This is a genomic window from Bacillus sp. FSL K6-3149 (assembly GCF_038630515.1).
GTDB lineage: Bacteria > Bacillota > Bacilli > Bacillales > Bacillaceae > Bacillus > Bacillus pumilus.
This window is the reverse complement of record NZ_CP152034.1, coordinates 105871-124703: the sequence shown is the minus strand read 5'-3', so window position 1 is coordinate 124703 and position 18833 is coordinate 105871. Positions and strand designations below refer to the sequence as shown.

Sequence of the window (18833 nt, the reverse complement as noted above, 5' to 3'; positions counted from 1 at the left end):
GCTCTTTTCTCTATGTTCAACTTGTAGATGATGTCTGCACTTATGATGCGGCTTGTTGTTTTCGAAAGGACGTAGCTTTTGAAACAGAGCGATAAATTTTAGGTGCCAGCATCGCAAGTAATATCGTCAATGCGTAATCTTTCACCATAAACCAGATCATAAAGAACCACGTGGTTTGATAAGAAATCGGGGCATTCAGCCACACATTTAATGCGAGGTACGTATAAGTCGTTCCGATCACATACATGACGGTCGTACCTGCAATAGCTGCAAGTAAAAAGCGGCCAAATCCAGGATTTTTTCTTTTTTCTAAAATGAATCCAGCTAGCCAGGCAGCAGGAATATACGATAAGACAAAGCCACCGCTTTTGCCTAAAATCACCCCAAAGCCTGCTGAAAACTGTGCGAATACAGGTGCGCCAGCAATTCCGACCAAGGCATATACAATCATCGCTAAAGCACCAAGCCGTCTGCCGAGCAAAAGACCAGCAAGTACACAAAAAAATGGCTGCATCGTAAGTGGAATTCCGCCGACCTGTAAAAACGGCACAATGGATGTGATATTCGCTCCAATCGCCATGAGTGCAGCAAACATTCCGACTAGCACAAAATCAGCGGTTCTTGTTTTCTGTTGCATGATGTTTCCCCCTGTCTTATCTGTACAAATAGATTAAGGGGATGAAGGTTATTTGTCAACCTGTTTTTAATATTGGTTAACAATAAAACCCGCCCATCAAAAGGGCGGGTCTGTATTAAGCTTCTGTCATAGAGGACGCATCGATCGCTTGATGAACAGGTACATAATCATAGCCGAGATCACGAGCGACGGCTTCATATGTGATATGTCCGTTCATGACATTGACACCTTCTGCGATGGCTTTGTTTTCTTGAATGGCTTTTGCAGCGCCTTTATTAGCAATTTGCAGTGCGTAGGGAACGGTGACATTCGTTAAAGCAACAGTCGATGTCCGTGGAACTGCTCCAGGCATATTGGCGACAGCATAATGTAAAATACCGTGTTTTTCATAAGTAGGTTGATCATGTGTTGTGATATGATCTATGGTTTCGACAATGCCGCCTTGGTCAATGGCTACGTCTACGATGACGGAACCGGGCTTCATTTGCTTCACCATTTCTTCCGTCACAAGCGTTGGTGCTTTGGCACCTGGGATCAGCACCGCACAAATGAGAAGGTCCGCCTCACTGACTGAATCGGCGATATTGACAGGGTTAGACATTAACGTTTTCATTTGATGCCCAAATTGATCGTCCAGCTGACGTAATCGTTCTGCGTTTACGTCAATAAGAGTGACATCTGCGCCAAGTCCAATCGCCATTTTCGCTGCGTTTGTTCCAACAACACCGCCGCCTATAATCGTGACCTTCCCTCTTGATACCCCTGGTACGCCTGCGAGCAAGATGCCTTTACCGCCTTTTGGCTTTTCTAAAAATTGTGCACCGATTTGGGCGGCCATTCTGCCTGCCACTTCAGACATAGGTGTTAAGAGAGGGAGTGATTTTCCGTCCGTTACTGTTTCATAAGCAATAGCTGTGACGCCTTTTTGTTTTAAAGCTTCAGCCAAGGAGGGCTCTGCAGCAAGATGCAGGTACGTAAATAAGATGAGTCCTTCTCTGAAAAATGAATATTCCTCAGGTAATGGTTCTTTTACCTTCATGATCATATCAGAAGAAGCCCACACATCTTTCGCTTGATCAAGAATTTCTGCACCAACAGATACATAATCGTCATCAGTGAATCCGCTTCCAAAACCAGCGTTTGTTTCAATCAAAATCTGATGTCCAGCTGAAAGTAATTGAGAAGCTGCTCCTGGTGTTAATGCCACTCGGTTTTCATTGTTCTTAATCTCTTTCGGAATGCCGATGATCATGTTTATTCCTCCCATGCTTATCTATTCATATTGTATGTCTAGTGTATCCTGAATGTTTAAAAAATGCTTCGGTTGAAATAAAAAATAAAAAAACGCCTCTTTGTGAAATTTCACAAATGGACGTTTTTTAGCTTCATATCAAGGTATATGGTCATTTTCTCATTCATGTTTTTTAAATCGATTTCTGCAATGTCCGTAATGCGTTTTAATCTGTAATTCAATGTATTGATGTGGATGTTTAATTGCTTTGCGGCAATATTGGCATTGCTGTCACAGTCAATAAACCGTTCAAGGGTTTCGACTAGGTTGGAATGATGCCTCAGGTCGTAATCTTCCAGCTTTGATAAAGAGTAACTGGAGTAAGATGAGCCCCTTCGTTTTTCAGCGAGGACATCTAAATATTGATAAATACCAAGCTCAGAAAAACTGTGTAAACGTTCGGTTTCAACAGGGAAGCGCTCTTTTGTTTTTAATACAGCCAGTGCTTCTTTATAGGATGGCTGAATATGAGAGATGTTATCGTAAATTCCACCAATCGCTGCTTGAACGTGATGGATATGATAACGATCAGACAGCTGCTGCAGCATGCCACTTGTGAATTGTTTAATATCCTGCAGTGGGTGCTCTGTTTTTGGTGAGACAAGAATAATGAATTCGTGAAAATCAACAGTCGTTAACAGCACTTGGACTTGCTGTGTTGTTTCAAGCAGATAAGATAGCTTTTTTTCTGTGTCCTCTGTGAGTTCGTCACGAAGTCGGAAGATGATGATGGCATACGTGTCTGGACATCTGATGCCGAGTCTTAAAAATAGGTCGAGCATCTCATCCTTTTCATGAATATGACCTGTGAGCATCTTCCAAAAAAGCTCCTGATTGCGTTCTTCTGTTTTCGTTTTGCGAATTTGTAAGTTAAGTAATTTGTTTTTAACAGCATGTGCTGCCATCTTCAAAAGGTCTATTTCTTCTTCTGAAAATGGCTGTGCGGATTCAATTGCCCAGATAAATCCGAGTACTTCTTTGTCCTTCCAGATTGAAATGGCAACCCTGCTAGATAAACCCACCTCTGCAATTTGAGGGACACGAAGCGGTTCGTCTGTCTTAAGGAGTGTAGGAATGATGCCGTCCTTCCAAAGCCGATTAATGACCTTTTCCGGTACACGGCGGGAGATAATGGTTGAAGTTCTGGCGGGATCAGTAAAATCATTATGTGTGCTATAAGCGAGCAATCGATGATGCGTATCTTCTATAGTAATAGGGCAATTGAGCACATCACTAATTTGGTCTGCCACATCCTCTAAACGATCAAGACTATACTTAAATGGATCTGTCTTTTTTGTCATAAAAACCCCTGCTTTTTCGAATATTTCACGTACTTACATTATGAAGAGAAAGCGGTACGTAAATCAATAACAAAATGCCATAAATTTAAAAAAGAGATCGCTATGAGAAGCGAGCGTATCATGCTGAAAGAAGGCGAAAAAGAAATAGTACAATAATAACGTAGTAATAAATCAATAGGCGGAAAGATTCAGTGAAGTGTGTCTACACTTATTAAGAATATATGACCAAAAAAATGTTAAATACTAGATAAAAAGCGAAAATACAGTAATTCTATAGACTCATTTTGTAAAATAAAAACAGATTTGTTTGACTGTGTATCATTTCTGTTTTTATAATAATAACGTCAAAAAATAAGTGGATTAGCCCATTATATGGCGGCTATGCACGGGAGGTAATGAGGAATATGTCAGGAATTATTCGCGTAACCCCAGAAGAACTAAGAGCGACCGCTAAGCAATATGGTGTTGAAAGTCAAGAAGTGTTAAACCAAGTTGATCGTCTAAATAGAATGATCTCAGATTTAAAAGGAATGTGGGAAGGTGCTTCTAGTGAAGCATTTGCTGATCAATACGAGCAGTTAAAGCCTTCATTCATCAAAATGTCTGATCTATTAACAGATGTCAGCAATCAGCTTGATCAAACGGCAAATACACTTGAAAGCACTGACCAAGACATCGCTAGCCAAATCCGCGGCTAATCAAAGGGATTTCCTTTCTAAGTGTGAAAAGCAGAAAAAGCGCCGAGTCTGTCAATGGATGCCGGCGCTCTTTCTATTTTGTGAGGTGGAAATTTGTGTATATCGATATTACCATCGACTTAAAAAATTATGATGGCAGTGTGTTTGATTTGAGACTATCAAATTATTTACATATTAAACAAGTCATCCATATCGCCTGGCAGGCAAAACAAATCTCACTCCCTAAGCGAGAAGGCGGCTGGGTGCGAGTAGTCAATAAGAAAGCTGTGTTTTCAGGCGAATATAAGCTGTCAGACTGTGGAATCACCACAGGAGACAGGCTGGAAATACTATGAAAGGACTTTTGTAAATGGCAGATAAAAAGAGTTCCTATTTAGAAGAACAATTAGAAGCAGTGATGAAAAAAGAGGGCGGAACCTACAGCTTCATTTTTCAAAGAGAGACCATTAAACTCTTAGACGGTTTAGAAGCGGCACCGATCAAAGACATCAACCCTTCATTCAAAAAAGAGATTCAATTAACTGAAGATGAGGTTATTATTTCTATTCAACCGCCTCCTGCCTATCAGGAATTTCGTTTCATCCATGCGAAGGATGAAAAAAGCAAATGGATTTTTTCATACCAGCTTGTCGATGCAGTGTGCAAACACGACGTGAAGCGGCTGCATCCTATTGTTTCTCCTGAAAACATTGTTTTTCATCAAGGCTTAGCTCCTGCATTTTTGCATTACGGCGTCAAAGAAAGCATCCCGCCATATGAAACGGATGAGCATCGTCTGTTAAAAGAGGTCAAAGCCGTCATTCTTCGAGTGGTGGACCATGAATATCAGTTTCAAGAATATGTGGCTTACAGCGAGACACTGAAATTATCTGAACTGGCAAAAGAGATCAGCGAAACGCAGTCTCTGGAAGAATTGTCTGCCCTGATTCAGCAAAAGATCGAAGCGATTGAAACGAAAGAGAAAACGCTATTGACCATTCCGAAAAAGAAATGGAAGGTCGAACGATATATCGGACTAGGTCTGCTTGTCCTATTAATCCCTGCATTGGTGTACACCATTTACACCTTCTTTTTTGCGATGCCGAAACAAGAAGCGTATGTCGAGGCAAACAAATATTATCTCAACAAACAGTACAGCCAAGTGGTGGATACGTTAGAAAAATATTCAGCCAATCAAATGCCGGTCTCTCTTCAATATGAACTGGCCATTTCGTATGTACAAACAAATCAAGGCAACCTGTTACTCGATCAGCATAAAAAAGAAATCACAGATACATACACATTACAGACTGATCCGCAATATTTCCTTTTCTGGATTCATATTGGACAAGGCAATAGCAAGGAAGCACTTGATATTGCACGGGTACTTGGAGACGACCGGTACATATTTACGGCACTCGTCGCCTACCGCAACGACATTCAAAACGATGACAGTCTTTCTGCGGAAGAAAAACAAAAACAGCTAGATCCGATCATTAAGGAAATGGCGAAATATGAAGAAAAAGAAACAACGGAGACAAGCACCAATGACTCCTCGGGCGCAAGTCAAACAGATGAAACAGCTGAACAAAAAGAGCAGTCAAAAGCCGATCAAGAGAAAAAAGAGAAAGAATCTGAAGCGAAAAAGAAAACCTCTCAGACGAAAAAAGATGAGAAAAAATAATTCTTTCGATACAACTGACAGTTGGTGCTGTCCCATGAGGAGGTGGAGCGTTTGAGTCTTCTTTGGGTTTTTTATGAGGAGGATTATCAAACCGTCCGTTTAGACGAGCAGTTCAATCGAGAAGCTGTGATTGGACCTGAAATAGAGCATACGGTGACAATCCCTTCACTTTCGTTTGATGAAGGGGGCATCCGTTTAACTCCTGATGAACCGAATGATGGCTTTTCCATTTATCAGGGTGAAGAGAAGAAAGGCACATTACTTCCACATGAACCATATAAGCTTGGTACAATGACACTTGTTTTAATGGAAGCACATCATGATCAACACATTTATTACCTAGGAAATAGAGTCGAGCTGTCTTTTTCACGTGAGAACAAAGGTGATATTGATGTGTGGAAAGAACAAGCGCATTCCATGTTTCAAGATGCGAGCCAATTTACTTTGGAGAAAATCGAAGGAACTTGGTATGTCATGCCTCAGGACGAAACGATTTATGTGAACGGGCAAAAAATTCACGGTCCAGAGACAATTGATGCTGGAGATGAGCTGTTCTGGAACTTCCTAACGGTGACATTGAAAGATGATGATTTATTGCAGGTGACTGCATATGAACCATTTCAAACACGTTTGGAAAAAACAAGAGCACCAAGCACAGAAACAAAACAAAAATATCCTTTATATAGACGAACACCGCGTTTAATTTATGATCTGCCAGATGACCGGGTTTCCTTTAGCTTTCCTTCGCAGGAGAGTGAAAATAGCAGCAGAGGGCTTTGGCTTGTTGTCCTCCCGCCGCTTGTGATGCTTCTTGTGATGGGAATTGTCGCTCTTGTCCAGCCGCGCGGGATCTTTATTGTCGTGTCGATGGCGATGTTTATCATGACGTTAATCACATCGTCTGTTCAATACTTTAAAGAGAAATCACAACGTAAAAGAAGGGAAGAGAAACGGCAGCGAGTCTATTCTCTTTACTTAGAAAATAAACGAAAAGAACTGCAAGAGCTCTACGACCGCCAGCAATATATTTTGACGTATCATTATCCATCATTTGAACAAATGAAGTATTTAACGTCAGAAATTAGCGGCCGAATTTGGGAAAAAACACTGATGAGTGATGATTTCTTGCAGTTGCGTCTTGGGACGGGCGCAGTCCCGTCAAGCTATGAACTATCGATGAGCGGCGGCGATATGGCCAATCGTGATATCGATGAATTAATGGAACAAACGCAGCACATGCAACAGGTCTATCGTGAAGTAAAGGATGTACCCATCACATTCGGTCTTGCCGATGGCCCAACTGGATTGATTGGAAAGCCAGCCATTGTGAAAAAGGAGCTTCATCAGCTTGTCGGACAGCTTGCTTTCTCGCACAGCTATCATGATTTAAGATTTGTCTTTATTTTTCATGAGCAGGAGTATGAGAAGTGGGAATGGATGAAATGGCTTCCGCATTTCCAGCTGCCTCATACATACGGCAAAGGGTTCATTTACAACGAACAAACACGTGATCAGCTGTTGTCCTCGATTTATGAAATTTTACGTGAGCGTGATCTAGAAGAAGAAAAAGAGAAAAAAATCTTTACGCCTCACTTTGTGTTTATCGTGACAAATCATGAGCTCATTGCGGAACATGTGATTTTAGAATATTTAGAAGGCAGCCGAACGGACCTTGGCATCTCCATTATTTTTGCTGCTGAAACAAAGGAAAGCTTAGCTGAAAATATCTCGACGCTTGTCCGTTATATTAACGAGGAAGAAGGAGATATTCTCATTCAGCACAAGAAAGCCGTCCGAATTCCATTTCAGCTTGATACACATGAGCGCGGGGACAATGAGCTGTTTGCCAGAACGCTGAGAACATTAGATCATCAAGTTGGCATGACCAACTCGATTCCTGAAACGGTCTCCTTCCTTGATCTTTTTCATGCCAAACAGGTAGACGAGATTGGCATTCGTGAAAAGTGGCTCACATCAGAAACGGCCAAATCACTCTCTGTGCCAATCGGTTATAAAGGGAAAAATGACATTGTGGATCTGAACCTACACGAAAAAGCACACGGTCCGCACGGCCTGTTGGCGGGAACAACAGGATCAGGGAAAAGTGAATTTTTACAGACGTACATTTTATCGCTCGCTGTACACTTTCATCCGCATGAAGTCGCATTTCTATTGATTGACTATAAAGGAGGCGGAATGGCGCAGCCGTTCCGGAATATTCCTCATTTACTTGGCACGATCACCAATATTGAAGGCAGTAAGAACTTTAGTGAAAGGGCGCTTGCCTCAATTAAAAGTGAGTTGAAGAAAAGACAACGCTTGTTTGATCAATATCATGTGAATCACATTAATGATTATACGAAGCTCTATAAGGAGAAAAAGGCTGAACAGGCAATGCCTCATTTATTCTTAATCTCTGATGAGTTCGCTGAATTAAAAAGTGAAGAGCCGGACTTTATTAGAGAGCTTGTCAGTGCTGCACGTATCGGCCGAAGCCTTGGGGTTCATCTCATTTTGGCTACCCAAAAGCCAGGCGGGGTCATTGATGATCAAATTTGGAGTAACTCACGCTTTAAGGTCGCACTGAAAGTACAAGATGCGTCAGACAGTAAGGAAATATTGAAAAATAGTGATGCGGCGTCTATTACCGTTACAGGCCGTGGCTACTTACAAGTAGGAAACAATGAAATCTATGAATTGTTCCAATCAGCTTGGAGCGGTGCGCCTTATATGGAAGATGGCTACGGATCAGAAGATGACATTGCCATTGTGACTGATACTGGACTTATTCCGTTATCAGGGGTAAGCACAGAGCCGGCTGTGAAAAAAGAGACAGTGTCGGAGATTTCTGCTGTTGTGGATGAAATTGAACGTATGCAGCAGGAGCTTGGGATTGAGAAGCTCCCAAGTCCTTGGCTTCCACCGCTCGAAGAACGGATTCCAAAATCACGTTACGCGTCGAGTGAAGAGCATGTCTTCCATTTTGCGCTTGTCGATGAGCCAGATCAGCAAAGCCAGCATCCACTTTCTTATCAAATGATGGAGGATGGGAACATTGGGATCTTTGGTTCCTCTGGCTACGGAAAATCACTTGCTGCAACAACACTACTCATGAGCTTTGCGGAGAGATATTCACCTGAAGAATGGCATGCGTATATTTATGACTTCGGAAATGGAACATTGCTTCCGTTGGCCAAGCTGCCGCACACGGCGGATTATTTCTTAATGGATCAAATGAGAAAGATTCAAAAGTCGATGACGCGTCTGCGGGAAGAGGTTGAATACCGCAAGCGTTTATTCAGGCAGCAAGAAATGAGTCATATCAAAATGTACAACGCCTTAAATGAGAAAAAGCTCCCATTCATTTTCATCGTGATCGACAACTTTGACATTGTCAAAGACGAAATGCATGAACTTGAATCTGAATTTATCCAGCTGAGCCGTGATGGACAATCATTAGGAATTTACTTCTTAATTACAGCGACTCGGGTAAACGCAGTCCGTCAATCTCTTATGAACAACTTGAAAACAAAGGTCGTCCATTACTTAATGGATCAAGGAGAGGCGTACTCGATTATTGGCAGACCGAAATTTAGCTTAGAGCCGATTCCAGGACGAGTTATTATCAACAAAGAAGAGCTTTACTTTGCACAAATGTTCCTACCAGTTGAAGGAGATAACGACCTCGAGCTGTTTGAGCATTTGAAACAAGAGATCCAGCTTCTTCATGATCGCTTTGCATCAGCTGAAAAACCAAAACCTGTACCAATGCTTCCTGATAAACTAACCATTTGGGAGCTAGAAAGTCGCTTAGAAGAACAAAAACAGCCGTATGACATTCCAGTCGGACTAGATGAGGAATCTGTTGCTCCTGTTTACTTTGACTTGAAGAAGAATAAACACTGCCTCATCATTGGTCAAACGCAGCGCGGGAAAACAAATGTGACAAAACTGATGCTTGATCAGCTATTAGCAGCAAAACCTGAGAAGCTAGCCGTCTTTGATTCGATTGATCGGGGTCTCTCTCATTATGCAAAAGAAGAGAACATTGATTACCTTGAAACAAAAGGTGATATCACCGAATGGGCTGAGGAAATAGACCGTTTATTCAAGGTGCGTGAAGAGATGTACGTCGAAGCTGTGCGCCGGGGAGAGACTGATCAGTTGTCGTTCTCTCAAATTGTGCTTGTGATTGATGGCATTACGCGTTTTCAGCAGACAATCGACCCGCGCCTTCAAGATCAATTGGCTGATTTCATGAAGTCATATGCACACCTAGGCTTTAGCCTGATCGCATCAGGAAATCATACCGAATTCAGTAAAGGCTATGATGCACTCACAAACGAAATCAAACAAGTTCGTCATGCTATGTTACTCATGAAAAAATCAGAGCAAAACATCATACCGCTTCCGTATGCAAGACAAGAACCAGATATTCAGCCAGGCTTCGGGTATTTGGTTGAAAACGGGAAAGAGAAGAAAATCCAGGTTCCTTTATGTGCGGTAGAAAGGAAGAGTGTTCAATGACAGAGCAGCAAAAAAGCTCCATCAAAATCGTATCGACCATGATATTGATTCTGGTTCTGCCGGTTTTATTTTTCCACCTTATTGGAGATGATCCGGCAAAACAGAAAAAGAATGCCACACGTAATATTGCTGTGGTCAATGAGGATATGGGAGCGAGCGAAAGTGAAAACACCGCTCGTTTCGGACAGGATGTCGTGGCCGCATTATCAGAGCGTCCAGATTATACATGGACCGTAGTGAACCGCAGTGCGGCGGAAAATGGACTGAAAAGCAGAAAGTATGACGCTGTCCTCTATATTCCGTCTGATTTCTCTAAAAATGTGCTGAGCTATGATAAAGATCATCCTGAAAAGGCATCCATTCAATTTTCCATTCAAGATCAGCTCAATTCAGTCAATAAAGAGAAAGTGCAAAGAGAGCTGGAAAATGCGCAAAAGAAAATGAATGAACAGATGTCAACGTTATACTGGAGCTTTGTATCACAGGAAATCGGCAATGTCAGAGAAGAGTTTGAGCATATTGTCGGTAAAGAAGTCGAATTTCAAAACACGATGTATAACTTCTATAAGCCGAACTCAAACAAACTATCAGACGCTGTTCAGCAGCAGAAGAAACAAATAGAAGAATTAAAAAATGCGATGGCCGATTCGCAGAAACAATATAAAGATGGTCTGAGTACAACAGAAGAAGCAAAGAACCAGTTAAAGGGCTTTGTGAAAGTAGTCGATCAATACCAGCAGTATCAAGACAAACAAAAGGACCTCCTGATCAAAGCGCAATCGACAAACCAAAAACAAATCCAGCAGGGGCTCAAACAGCTCGCTGATATCCAAAACCAAAATGCCCGCAGCTTTAGTGATCAAATGGGTGGACTCAAAACAGACATCAACGGCGTACAAAGTCAGCTAAACACAACGGACAGCGCCATCCAATCTGTTCAAAAGTCAAGAGAGGACGCTATTCCTAAGCAATCGACGGGATTAACTAAGCTTGTTCAGGAGTCTCAGGAAGAACTGATTAAAAAGTATGAAGAGCGTTACTTAGAAGACTATCGAAATAAGATATCAGCCTTGCAGACAAAGCTATTGGCTAAACGGCAAGAGTTGATGGATGAGCCTGAGCCGCCAGTTGATTCTGAAGATGACGGGCCATCAGATCAAGATAATGAAAACCCAGAAGAGATTGGGATTAACCTAGATGAAGAAACAAATGAGCTCTCGCAAATTTCAATAGAAATGAACGACCTTGCGGATCAATTAGGAGAACAAGAGACACCGCCTTCGACCGGAGATGGGGAAGAAGGTGAAGCGGGCGAAAATCCTGCTCAGCCAGATACCGGCAACAAGAATTCATCGCAGGATGACCTAAAAGCACTCTCAATCCGCTTAGATGAAGTGAAAAAGAAAATTCAAGAAAAAGCTTCCGCTCATAATGACGAATTGAAAGACAAAGTGAGTCAAATGAGTAAAGAGCTTGAGAAACTTACGAAAAAAGTAGAAAAGCTTGAAAAGATGTTCCTATGGTTACAAGATCGATATAATGTGATTCCAAATGAAATCAAAAATCAGGAGTCCACTATTTTAAGCAAAGTAAAAGAGCTGAAGCGCAGAAACTCACCGATTGGTGAAGCTTTTAATGACAATCTTTTTGAGAAAAAGTTCGAAACAAAATCAACAAGAACTAAAAAATTAATGGAGTATTCCAATCAACTCTCTCAGCTAGAGCTGATGATCGCAAATGTCTATCAACCATCTAATAACTCTTCTTTATATGACGCAAAAGAAGAGAATATCCAGTCCATCCTCTCCATCAAAAAAGAGGAAACAGAAAACTGGGATACGCTCAAAAAACAAATGCTGACGTCAAACGATGATGTGTCTACTTTTATTGATGAGATGCAGAAGTTTTCAGATGGCTATGCAGAATACATTTCGACTCAGCAGGCAAGCATGGAACAGGAATTAAACACAATTTCTGAAAGTGCGGACAATGTTGCGGAGCAAATGGCTGATCAAGGAGATGCAGTGTATACGGCAGACCTTGCAGGCAGTTCTATTGTTGTCAGTGCACAGGATTCAATTGGTCAGGAAGTGCTTCGACTTTCTGAAAATATGAGTTCGTTAACCGACCGCCAAAAAGGGGTGGCGGATTATACGAATAACATTGAAGAGAGTGTGACAACGGTCCAAGAAAAAGCGGATACGCTGAATGAAAACTGGAGCAAGAATGTTCATTCCACGAAACTTGTTCAGCAAGATTTGAAAGGTATTTTAGGAAACACATTAAGCGATCAAGGCAACAGCAACTATGTGTATAATCACTTAGCCAATCCGCTGAAAATTAGCGGTGATGTACCAGAAGAAAAAACGCAGACTGTACCGCCAGTGGTTATTTTGGTCATTGTGATGATCAGTAGTTTGTTAATTGGCTTTTTCAGCTCGTATTATGCGGCAGCTCCGATGCTGGTTAAAGGTGCACTGTTTGGCATCTTAAATCTATTAGTCGGACTCATGATCAGCTTGTTCGGACTGAACATTTACAAGCTTGCAGATGATCAAGCGATTCAGTGGTCCATTTTCACGATTTTACTATTAGTGGCTTGTTCCGCCTTTATTCGCACGGCGTTCCTTTTCGGCTCTATTGCCGGATGGATGGCAGCAACGGCGCTTATTTTCTTCTTTGTCGCACCATTAATTGATTTGGTGATGCCGAATTTCCATTTCACAAATCCAGTGACAGACGTGTACCTGTCCATCCAATATGGAAATGGAGATCACTTTGGAATGGGTGTTATAGGATTAGTGATTTTAACTGTCCTCTTCATGGCCATCCCGCTTGTGACAAAGCTATGGAAAGATAAAACGGAGGAACGTGATGTGACTCATGAGGCTTAATCTGTTCGTGAAAGGGATGGCACTTGGTGTCATGTCCCTTTTTCTCCTCATTCCTGCTGCTTTCGCTGCTGGTGAAGATACGGATACAAATGTCAAGCCGAATGAATATCAAGAAAAAGAACTCAATATTAACTCAAGTATATTGAGGGATCAAACGAAATACGAACAAAGCAAAAAGACATCAACAGTTAAAACAGACATTCATTTTGCTGAACCGCCTAAAACTCCGGGAGGGTCTCTTTCTCCGCAGCTTTTCAGTGATCTAAAAGAGAATCCGCCCAAAACATCAGCTCACATGATGGAAGAGATGAATATCTCTTTTCGTGATGCCGCTGTATCGGCACCTTCTGGAGATGATTATGAGAAGCAGTCATCCGCACTGCTTCCGATCATCTTTGGTTTCTTAATCGTCTTTGGCATCGTTGTGATGGTCATTCTAATTCCAAAGGTGAATGTGAAGGCTGAGAAGAAATAGCCTGTCTCTTTAAAAAGAGGCAGGTTTTTCTTTGTGCAGATTGCTTGAATTCGTACCGTTTCCCTACGTAAAATAGAGTTATCGAGGGAGGAGATTGTCATTCGAGTTTCAATCGTTACAGGCGGATCAAAAGGATTTGGCCTAGCACTTGTGAACCGGCTGCTTTCACGCGGAGATCATGTGTACACGGCAGCAAGAAGTGCATCACCAATTTCTCATCCGAAGCTTACACATACACAGGTCGACCTGACAGATGAGCAAGCAGCAGCCAAATGGCTTCGAGATTGTCTCACGCCGCAAACACTGACAGCAGCTGATGACATCTTATTCGTCAATAATGCAGGCATGGTGACACCAATCAAGCGTGTGGGGCAAGGCGGACAGGATACGCTTCATCAGCATTATACGCTGAATCTTGTGATTCCTGTTTTGCTGAGCCATGTGTTTGTTAAGCAGACTCAATCATTTAATGGAAAGAAAACGATTGTTCACCTTTCTTCTGGAGCGGCGAAAAATCCATATAAAGGCTGGAGTGCGTATTGCAGCTCAAAGGCAGGACTTGATATGTTTATGAGGACTTTGCATGAGGAACAGCAGGACGAGGCGTATCCAATCAACACGTTTTCATTTTCCCCAGGCACGATTGATACAGATATGCAAGGAGAGATTCGGAAATCATCAAAACAGGACTTCGAACAAATTGATCGTTTTCAGCAATTATATGAAACAGGCACACTGAAGAGTCCAGATGAAGTCGCAGGTATTTTGCTCGATCTTTTAGCGGGTGATCCAGCTGGCGGCTGTGTATACGATGCACGTGAGTATGTGAAAAAGCAGTCATAACGACTGCTTTTTTCCGTCTTGTACAAGCAAAACCGGCCAATTTGACATAAGCTAATCTTGAGACTCATAGAAAATATAACAGAACATTTGAGTTTCTTTTCAGAATATGTTAGGATGCTAAAAATATAGATAAGGAGGGGTCTCCATGAGAAAGGTTACATTAATGGATGTTTACACCCATCCAGTTGCTCAAAAGTATTTAAATCGTTCAGGAAAAGCCCATGCGATTGCTTGTGCTTATCACGCATTCAAGCTGGCGATGAAGGCTGGGATTAACCCAGATCTGGCTGTGAAAGCAGCGCTCTTACATGACATTGGCCATTATGAATGGTATACAGCCGGCGGAGAATGGGATTACGAGACATATAGACGAAATGATATTCATGCCATTAAAGGTGCGGAGCGGGCACATAAACTGCTCATACGGCTCGGGGAGGAACCAAAAGCAGCCAAAGATATTGCACTTGCGATTCTGCTTCATACAGATTCCTATTTGCCAGAGGGCGACCTTCATAAGGACACACTCCAACAAATTGTGAAGAAAGCAGATGAAATGGATGAAGAGCCTGGCGGACACCACCATTACAGACAAATAGACGAATCACTCGCAATGAAAAAAATTGCTGATTTGGATCAGAAAGTGCAGCAGGCACTTCAGCCCATGAAACGCTCTGTTTAATATGGAATGTCACCATGAATCGTTCCGTGCTGATCGACATACAATGTGCGAATAACGGTACGGTTAAACGCAGATGTCCCTGACGCAGTGAGTCCAGTGTAATTTACCGTGACAGAATAAGCACCTTCTTTTTTCAATTGAACGGCTGATGAGGTACTTGTTTTCAATGGATGATCTTTTTTTGCATCTTGAAAGTAAGTGGTTTCCACCGTTCTGCTTAACCGTTTAATCAGACCGCTTGAATGGGTCGATGCATCTCCTGACTTCGAAGCAGCTTCTTTAATTTCTTCATTTAATGGAGAATCAAAGGTTACAAGCAGCAGATAAGGAGCTCTTTTTCCTGAATTCGATTGAATCGTCCATTTTCCAGGAACGGGTTTATTGATTTTTACATGGTGTGAATATGCGCCTTCATATGGGAAAGATGCTTCCGATGTCTTAAGGTTTGTTAAGACATCTCCATTTGGGGCAATGATTTCGGGCTGCGTCTCCTGCCTTTCATTTAACCACTGGATCGATAAGCCATTCGTTCCTTCCTCTACATAGAACGCTTCTGTTTGATCCTTTTCACTTTCTCCACCTTTCACATAAACATCTGTATTGAGCTCAGCAGAAACGGGCTCTTGTTCCTCTTTATGTTTATTTCCAGCGCTCGCGGCATTTGCCAGCAGCTGATGCTGGAACACAGGAAACATACTTGTGCCGTTTTTGATTGAATAGTGATCCCATTTTCCTGTTAAAATATTGTTTGCATATGATAGTTTTGTGCTGTTTACCGTGACGGCACCATCATTTGTACCAAAGCTTTTTAAATACATGCCGCCTAAATACAGCGCACCGCCAAATGTTCCCCATTCCGAACCAGAGTAGGTGACATATTTATTGGGAAACGCCTCAAGCTGGTCGGTTTCACTTCGAAAAGCCGCCATCAGACCGGTTTGCAAAGAATAAAGCGCGTCGCTTTTTTGTCCAAGAATTTCCGCAAGCCAGCTTCCGCCCTTGCTATACGCTAGATCCGCAAGCGGTGTCCCGTTATGAGGAGAGCCGAGAGTAATGACCTTTTCCACATAGGGATGGGCTTTGAAATACACCAGGGCGGACTGTGTATCGACCCCGCCTTTACTATGACCAATCACAATGAGTTTTCTACCAAACGAATCATAGATTTCTTTGAGCTTTTCCGCTAATAGTTTGCCGTTCTTTTTCATGTCCTGATCTGGGTGCAAATCTATGAATGCGCTTTCGTATCCGTTCAAAACAGCCTGCTTTGCCATATCGTTTCGATTGGACCAAGTGGAGGAGGAGCTGTTAATGCCATGAACAAAAACAAGTGGTGGTTTTGATCCGTCTTTTTGAACGGGCTCTTCGCCTTTAAACCACTTTCCTGGCGTCCCTGGTGGGTCTCCAATTGTCCCTGCATGCGCATAACATGCAGAGGATAGAAAGAGCATGACAGCAACAATACAGATGAGTTTTTTCAAGACAATTCACCTCTTCAAATGTTTTAAATGGTTGGCAGCACCAATCTATTATACTTCTAAAAAATGTAAAAACATACCAATTGTTAAAATATGGTATTAATGTTGTGGGATTGCCCTGAGTGACATTCACATGGGTTCATGCATACGCTGTGGGTAAATACACAAGTAAAGGGGCGGGTAGTATGGCACAACAAGGAAGTCCACAGCTTGTTTCATTAGTTGATCCATATGTTTATCAAACATTGCAGAAAGTGGTCGGTATGAGATTAATTGTGCAAACAGTGAAAGATACGGTCCGTGGGAAATTGAAGGAAGTCATGCCGGATCATATTGTCATAGAAGCGGGGGCGAAATCAGTTTTTTATGTGCGTATCCAGCAAATCGTGTCGGTGATGCCTGATCACAGTGAAAGAGTGTAACAAGCAGACGCATAGGTGTCTGCTTTTTTTCATGCTTATAGAATGTATATCTAGAAAAAGTGCATGATATACCAATTGTTCTTTTTTTTTCAAAAAATGAGGTTCTAAAAACAAGAAGCAGTTGACAGATGGTGGGTTGAATAGTAGTTTTTTAATAAGATCAATACGTAACAGGAGGAGCATCTTTGTTAAAATCTAAAGTTCATTTTTGGACATTCCAAATATTACTTGTTTTACTCATTGTGTATGTATCAACAAAGGTTTCGTTTTTATTTCAGCCGATTATTTTATTTGCATCAACACTGTTTGTCCCCATTTTGCTGGCGGGTATTCTCTTTTTCATCTTTAATCCAATTGTTCAATTTTTGTCCAAGAAAATGCCTAGGACACTCGCTATCCTGATCATTTATCTCCTGTTCATCGGACTCATCACAATCATCGTCAATGCTGCCGGACCTGTCATTGTCACGCAGTTAGGCGGACTTGTCAAAAGCTTCCCTGGATATGTGACGGACATGCAGAAATTTATCAATGACTTTTCGCATTCTAAAACATTTACTTGGATGATGAGCCAAGATTATGTGTCTGTCTCAAAGTTTGAACAGACGGTCGTTTCGACATTAAAGGCATTACCGGAAAACATTGCTTCAAGCATGTCTGCGGTGTTTGGCGTGATTGCGAATATTGCTTTAGCCGTCATCACAGTTCCATTTATTTTATTTTATATGCTGAAAGACGGGCATAAGTTTCCGGACAAGCTCGTTCAGTTCTTACCAATGCCTTACCGCAAGGAAGGGCTGAAGATCTTCAAAGAATTAAACGACACGCTCGCAGCTTACATACAGGGGCAGATTATTGTCTGTTTGTTTGTCGGAGTCGCTTGTTTTATTGGATACTTATTAATTGGTGTGAAATATGCGCTTATTCTCGGTATTATCATTGCGGTCACAAATGTGATTCCATACCTTGGACCATATCTTGGCGCGGCACCAGCTGTGCTGATTGCCTTTCTTGATTCGCCTGGAAAAGCAGTGGTGACAGTGATTGTGATTCTTGTCGTGCAGCAAATTGACGGAAATGTTATTTCTCCATTGATCATTGGGAAACGCCTGAACACACATCCTTTGACCATTATCCTGTTATTAATTGGGGCAGGAAGCTTTGGCGGTATCCTTGGCATGATCTTTGCGGTTCCTGTCTATGCACTGCTCAAAGCCATCACCCTGAATATTGTCAGATTGGTTCAGCTGCGTCAGCGGTCTCGTAAAGAACAGCATTTAAACGTATAGGACAAATGCACAACTTTTCCCTTTTTGCATAAGATGATTGACATAAGCAGATAGGGGGAGATTTTGATGCCTGCAATCGTTGGACCTATTCATATCGAGTCATTAGGAGGAAACGGTGCAGCTACTTTCGGTGATGTACTGGCCATTGCCCCTTTAGCTGTAGACCACTCTACTGGCGGGGCGGGAGCCTTTAATGCCGGTGATTATATGTCTCTTACAAGTGATCCAAATGCGACGATGCTTTGGGACTTCACATTGTTTGGCCAGCCTCAATCATTTAATGCATAGAAAGACAGCTGGTGATCAAATATCAGCTGTCTTTTTTTATTTGTGATACACGTATTGTTGAGCTGGGCATATGATGTGGATAGAAAAGGTGGTGGAGCAATGCCAGCGATTGTTGGACCTATTCATATAGATCGTGTGTACGGAAATGGGGCGGCACATTTCGGTGATGTTTTTGCCATTTCACCAAAAAGTGTTGATCACTCCGCCGGTGGTTCAGGTACCTATAATGCAGGGGACCTCGTCCAATTTTTTAACAGTCCAAACGTCACATTTGTTTGGGATTCTAATCTTATTAGTCAGCAAAAGAGCTTCAATGCGTAGCCAGCTTTGAAAGGGTATTCCTTTTCA

At 42.0% G+C, this 18833-nt stretch carries 16 protein-coding genes; 12 read left to right on the top strand and 4 right to left on the bottom strand.

The window, feature by feature from the left end; translation table 11 throughout:
* Positions 1 to 40: 40 nt before the first annotated feature.
* The 3 genes from MHB83_RS00695 to MHB83_RS00685 form a co-directional block, all read right to left on the bottom strand.
* A complete protein-coding gene (locus MHB83_RS00695) occupies positions 41 to 637 on the bottom strand; it encodes a biotin transporter BioY (RefSeq protein WP_003212636.1) in 597 nt (198 codons plus the stop codon).
* 115 nt (positions 638 to 752) lie between these two features.
* Positions 753 to 1889, bottom strand: a complete 1137-nt coding sequence (gene ald / locus MHB83_RS00690; protein ID WP_061409499.1) for an alanine dehydrogenase — start codon at positions 1887 to 1889, stop codon at positions 753 to 755.
* A gap of 110 nt (positions 1890 to 1999) precedes the next feature.
* Entirely contained in the window at positions 2000 to 3229 is a 1230-nt protein-coding gene (locus tag MHB83_RS00685; RefSeq protein ID WP_137054457.1) for a PucR family transcriptional regulator, read from the bottom strand.
* 404 nt (positions 3230 to 3633) lie between these two features.
* Between MHB83_RS00685 and MHB83_RS00680 the strand changes: the two genes are divergently transcribed.
* The 8 genes from MHB83_RS00680 (at position 3634) to MHB83_RS00645 (ending at position 15008) form a co-directional block, all read left to right on the top strand.
* Positions 3634 to 3927 carry a WXG100 family type VII secretion target gene (locus tag MHB83_RS00680; protein ID WP_003213769.1) on the top strand — a complete coding sequence of 98 codons (294 nt, stop codon included), beginning with the start codon at positions 3634 to 3636 and terminating at the stop codon, positions 3925 to 3927.
* Positions 3928 to 4022: 95 nt separating this feature from the next.
* Positions 4023 to 4262, top strand: coding sequence for an EsaB/YukD family protein (locus MHB83_RS00675; RefSeq protein WP_003213579.1), 240 nt, complete (start codon positions 4023 to 4025; stop codon positions 4260 to 4262).
* A gap of 14 nt (positions 4263 to 4276) precedes the next feature.
* Positions 4277 to 5590 carry a type VII secretion protein EssB gene (essB, locus tag MHB83_RS00670; protein WP_342496547.1) on the top strand — a complete coding sequence of 438 codons (1314 nt, stop codon included), beginning with the start codon at positions 4277 to 4279 and terminating at the stop codon, positions 5588 to 5590.
* Between the two features lie 51 nt (positions 5591 to 5641).
* The gene (gene essC, locus MHB83_RS00665; RefSeq protein WP_342496546.1) at positions 5642 to 10117 is read left to right on the top strand and encodes a type VII secretion protein EssC; all 4476 of its coding nucleotides are present in this window, start codon (positions 5642 to 5644) and stop codon (positions 10115 to 10117) included.
* A complete protein-coding gene (gene esaA / locus MHB83_RS00660) occupies positions 10114 to 13011 on the top strand; it encodes a type VII secretion protein EsaA (protein ID WP_342496545.1) in 2898 nt (965 codons plus the stop codon). The genes essC and esaA overlap by 4 nt, the downstream gene beginning before the upstream one ends.
* Positions 13001 to 13486, top strand: a complete 486-nt coding sequence (gene essA, locus MHB83_RS00655; protein ID WP_050944050.1) for a type VII secretion protein EssA — start codon at positions 13001 to 13003, stop codon at positions 13484 to 13486. The genes esaA and essA overlap by 11 nt, the downstream gene beginning before the upstream one ends.
* A 99-nt stretch (positions 13487 to 13585) precedes the next feature.
* On the top strand, positions 13586 to 14329 hold the full coding sequence (locus MHB83_RS00650; RefSeq protein WP_170965981.1) for a (S)-benzoin forming benzil reductase: 744 nt from the start codon (positions 13586 to 13588) through the stop codon (positions 14327 to 14329).
* Between the two features lie 145 nt (positions 14330 to 14474).
* Positions 14475 to 15008, top strand: coding sequence for an HD domain-containing protein (locus MHB83_RS00645; protein WP_003212819.1), 534 nt, complete (start codon positions 14475 to 14477; stop codon positions 15006 to 15008).
* Here the strand turns inward: MHB83_RS00645 and MHB83_RS00640 are convergent.
* On the bottom strand, positions 15005 to 16489 hold the full coding sequence (locus tag MHB83_RS00640) for an alpha/beta hydrolase (protein WP_340866490.1): 1485 nt from the start codon (positions 16487 to 16489) through the stop codon (positions 15005 to 15007). The two genes, MHB83_RS00645 and MHB83_RS00640, sit on opposite strands and share 4 nt — an antisense overlap.
* Before the next feature lie 182 nt (positions 16490 to 16671).
* Between MHB83_RS00640 and MHB83_RS00635 the strand changes: the two genes are divergently transcribed.
* The 4 genes from MHB83_RS00635 to MHB83_RS00620 all read left to right on the top strand — a co-directional run bounded on the left by MHB83_RS00635 (position 16672) and on the right by MHB83_RS00620 (position 18806).
* Positions 16672 to 16908 carry a YuzF family protein gene (locus tag MHB83_RS00635; protein WP_003213721.1) on the top strand — a complete coding sequence of 79 codons (237 nt, stop codon included), beginning with the start codon at positions 16672 to 16674 and terminating at the stop codon, positions 16906 to 16908.
* 185 nt (positions 16909 to 17093) lie between these two features.
* Complete coding sequence (locus MHB83_RS00630; RefSeq protein ID WP_050944047.1) at positions 17094 to 18197, top strand: AI-2E family transporter; 1104 nt, start codon at positions 17094 to 17096, stop codon at positions 18195 to 18197.
* 66 nt (positions 18198 to 18263) lie between these two features.
* A complete protein-coding gene (locus MHB83_RS00625) occupies positions 18264 to 18485 on the top strand; it encodes a spore germination protein (RefSeq protein ID WP_106029262.1) in 222 nt (73 codons plus the stop codon).
* A gap of 99 nt (positions 18486 to 18584) precedes the next feature.
* Complete coding sequence (locus MHB83_RS00620) at positions 18585 to 18806, top strand: spore germination protein (RefSeq protein ID WP_050944046.1); 222 nt, start codon at positions 18585 to 18587, stop codon at positions 18804 to 18806.
* The last annotated feature ends 27 nt before the right edge of the window (positions 18807 to 18833 follow it).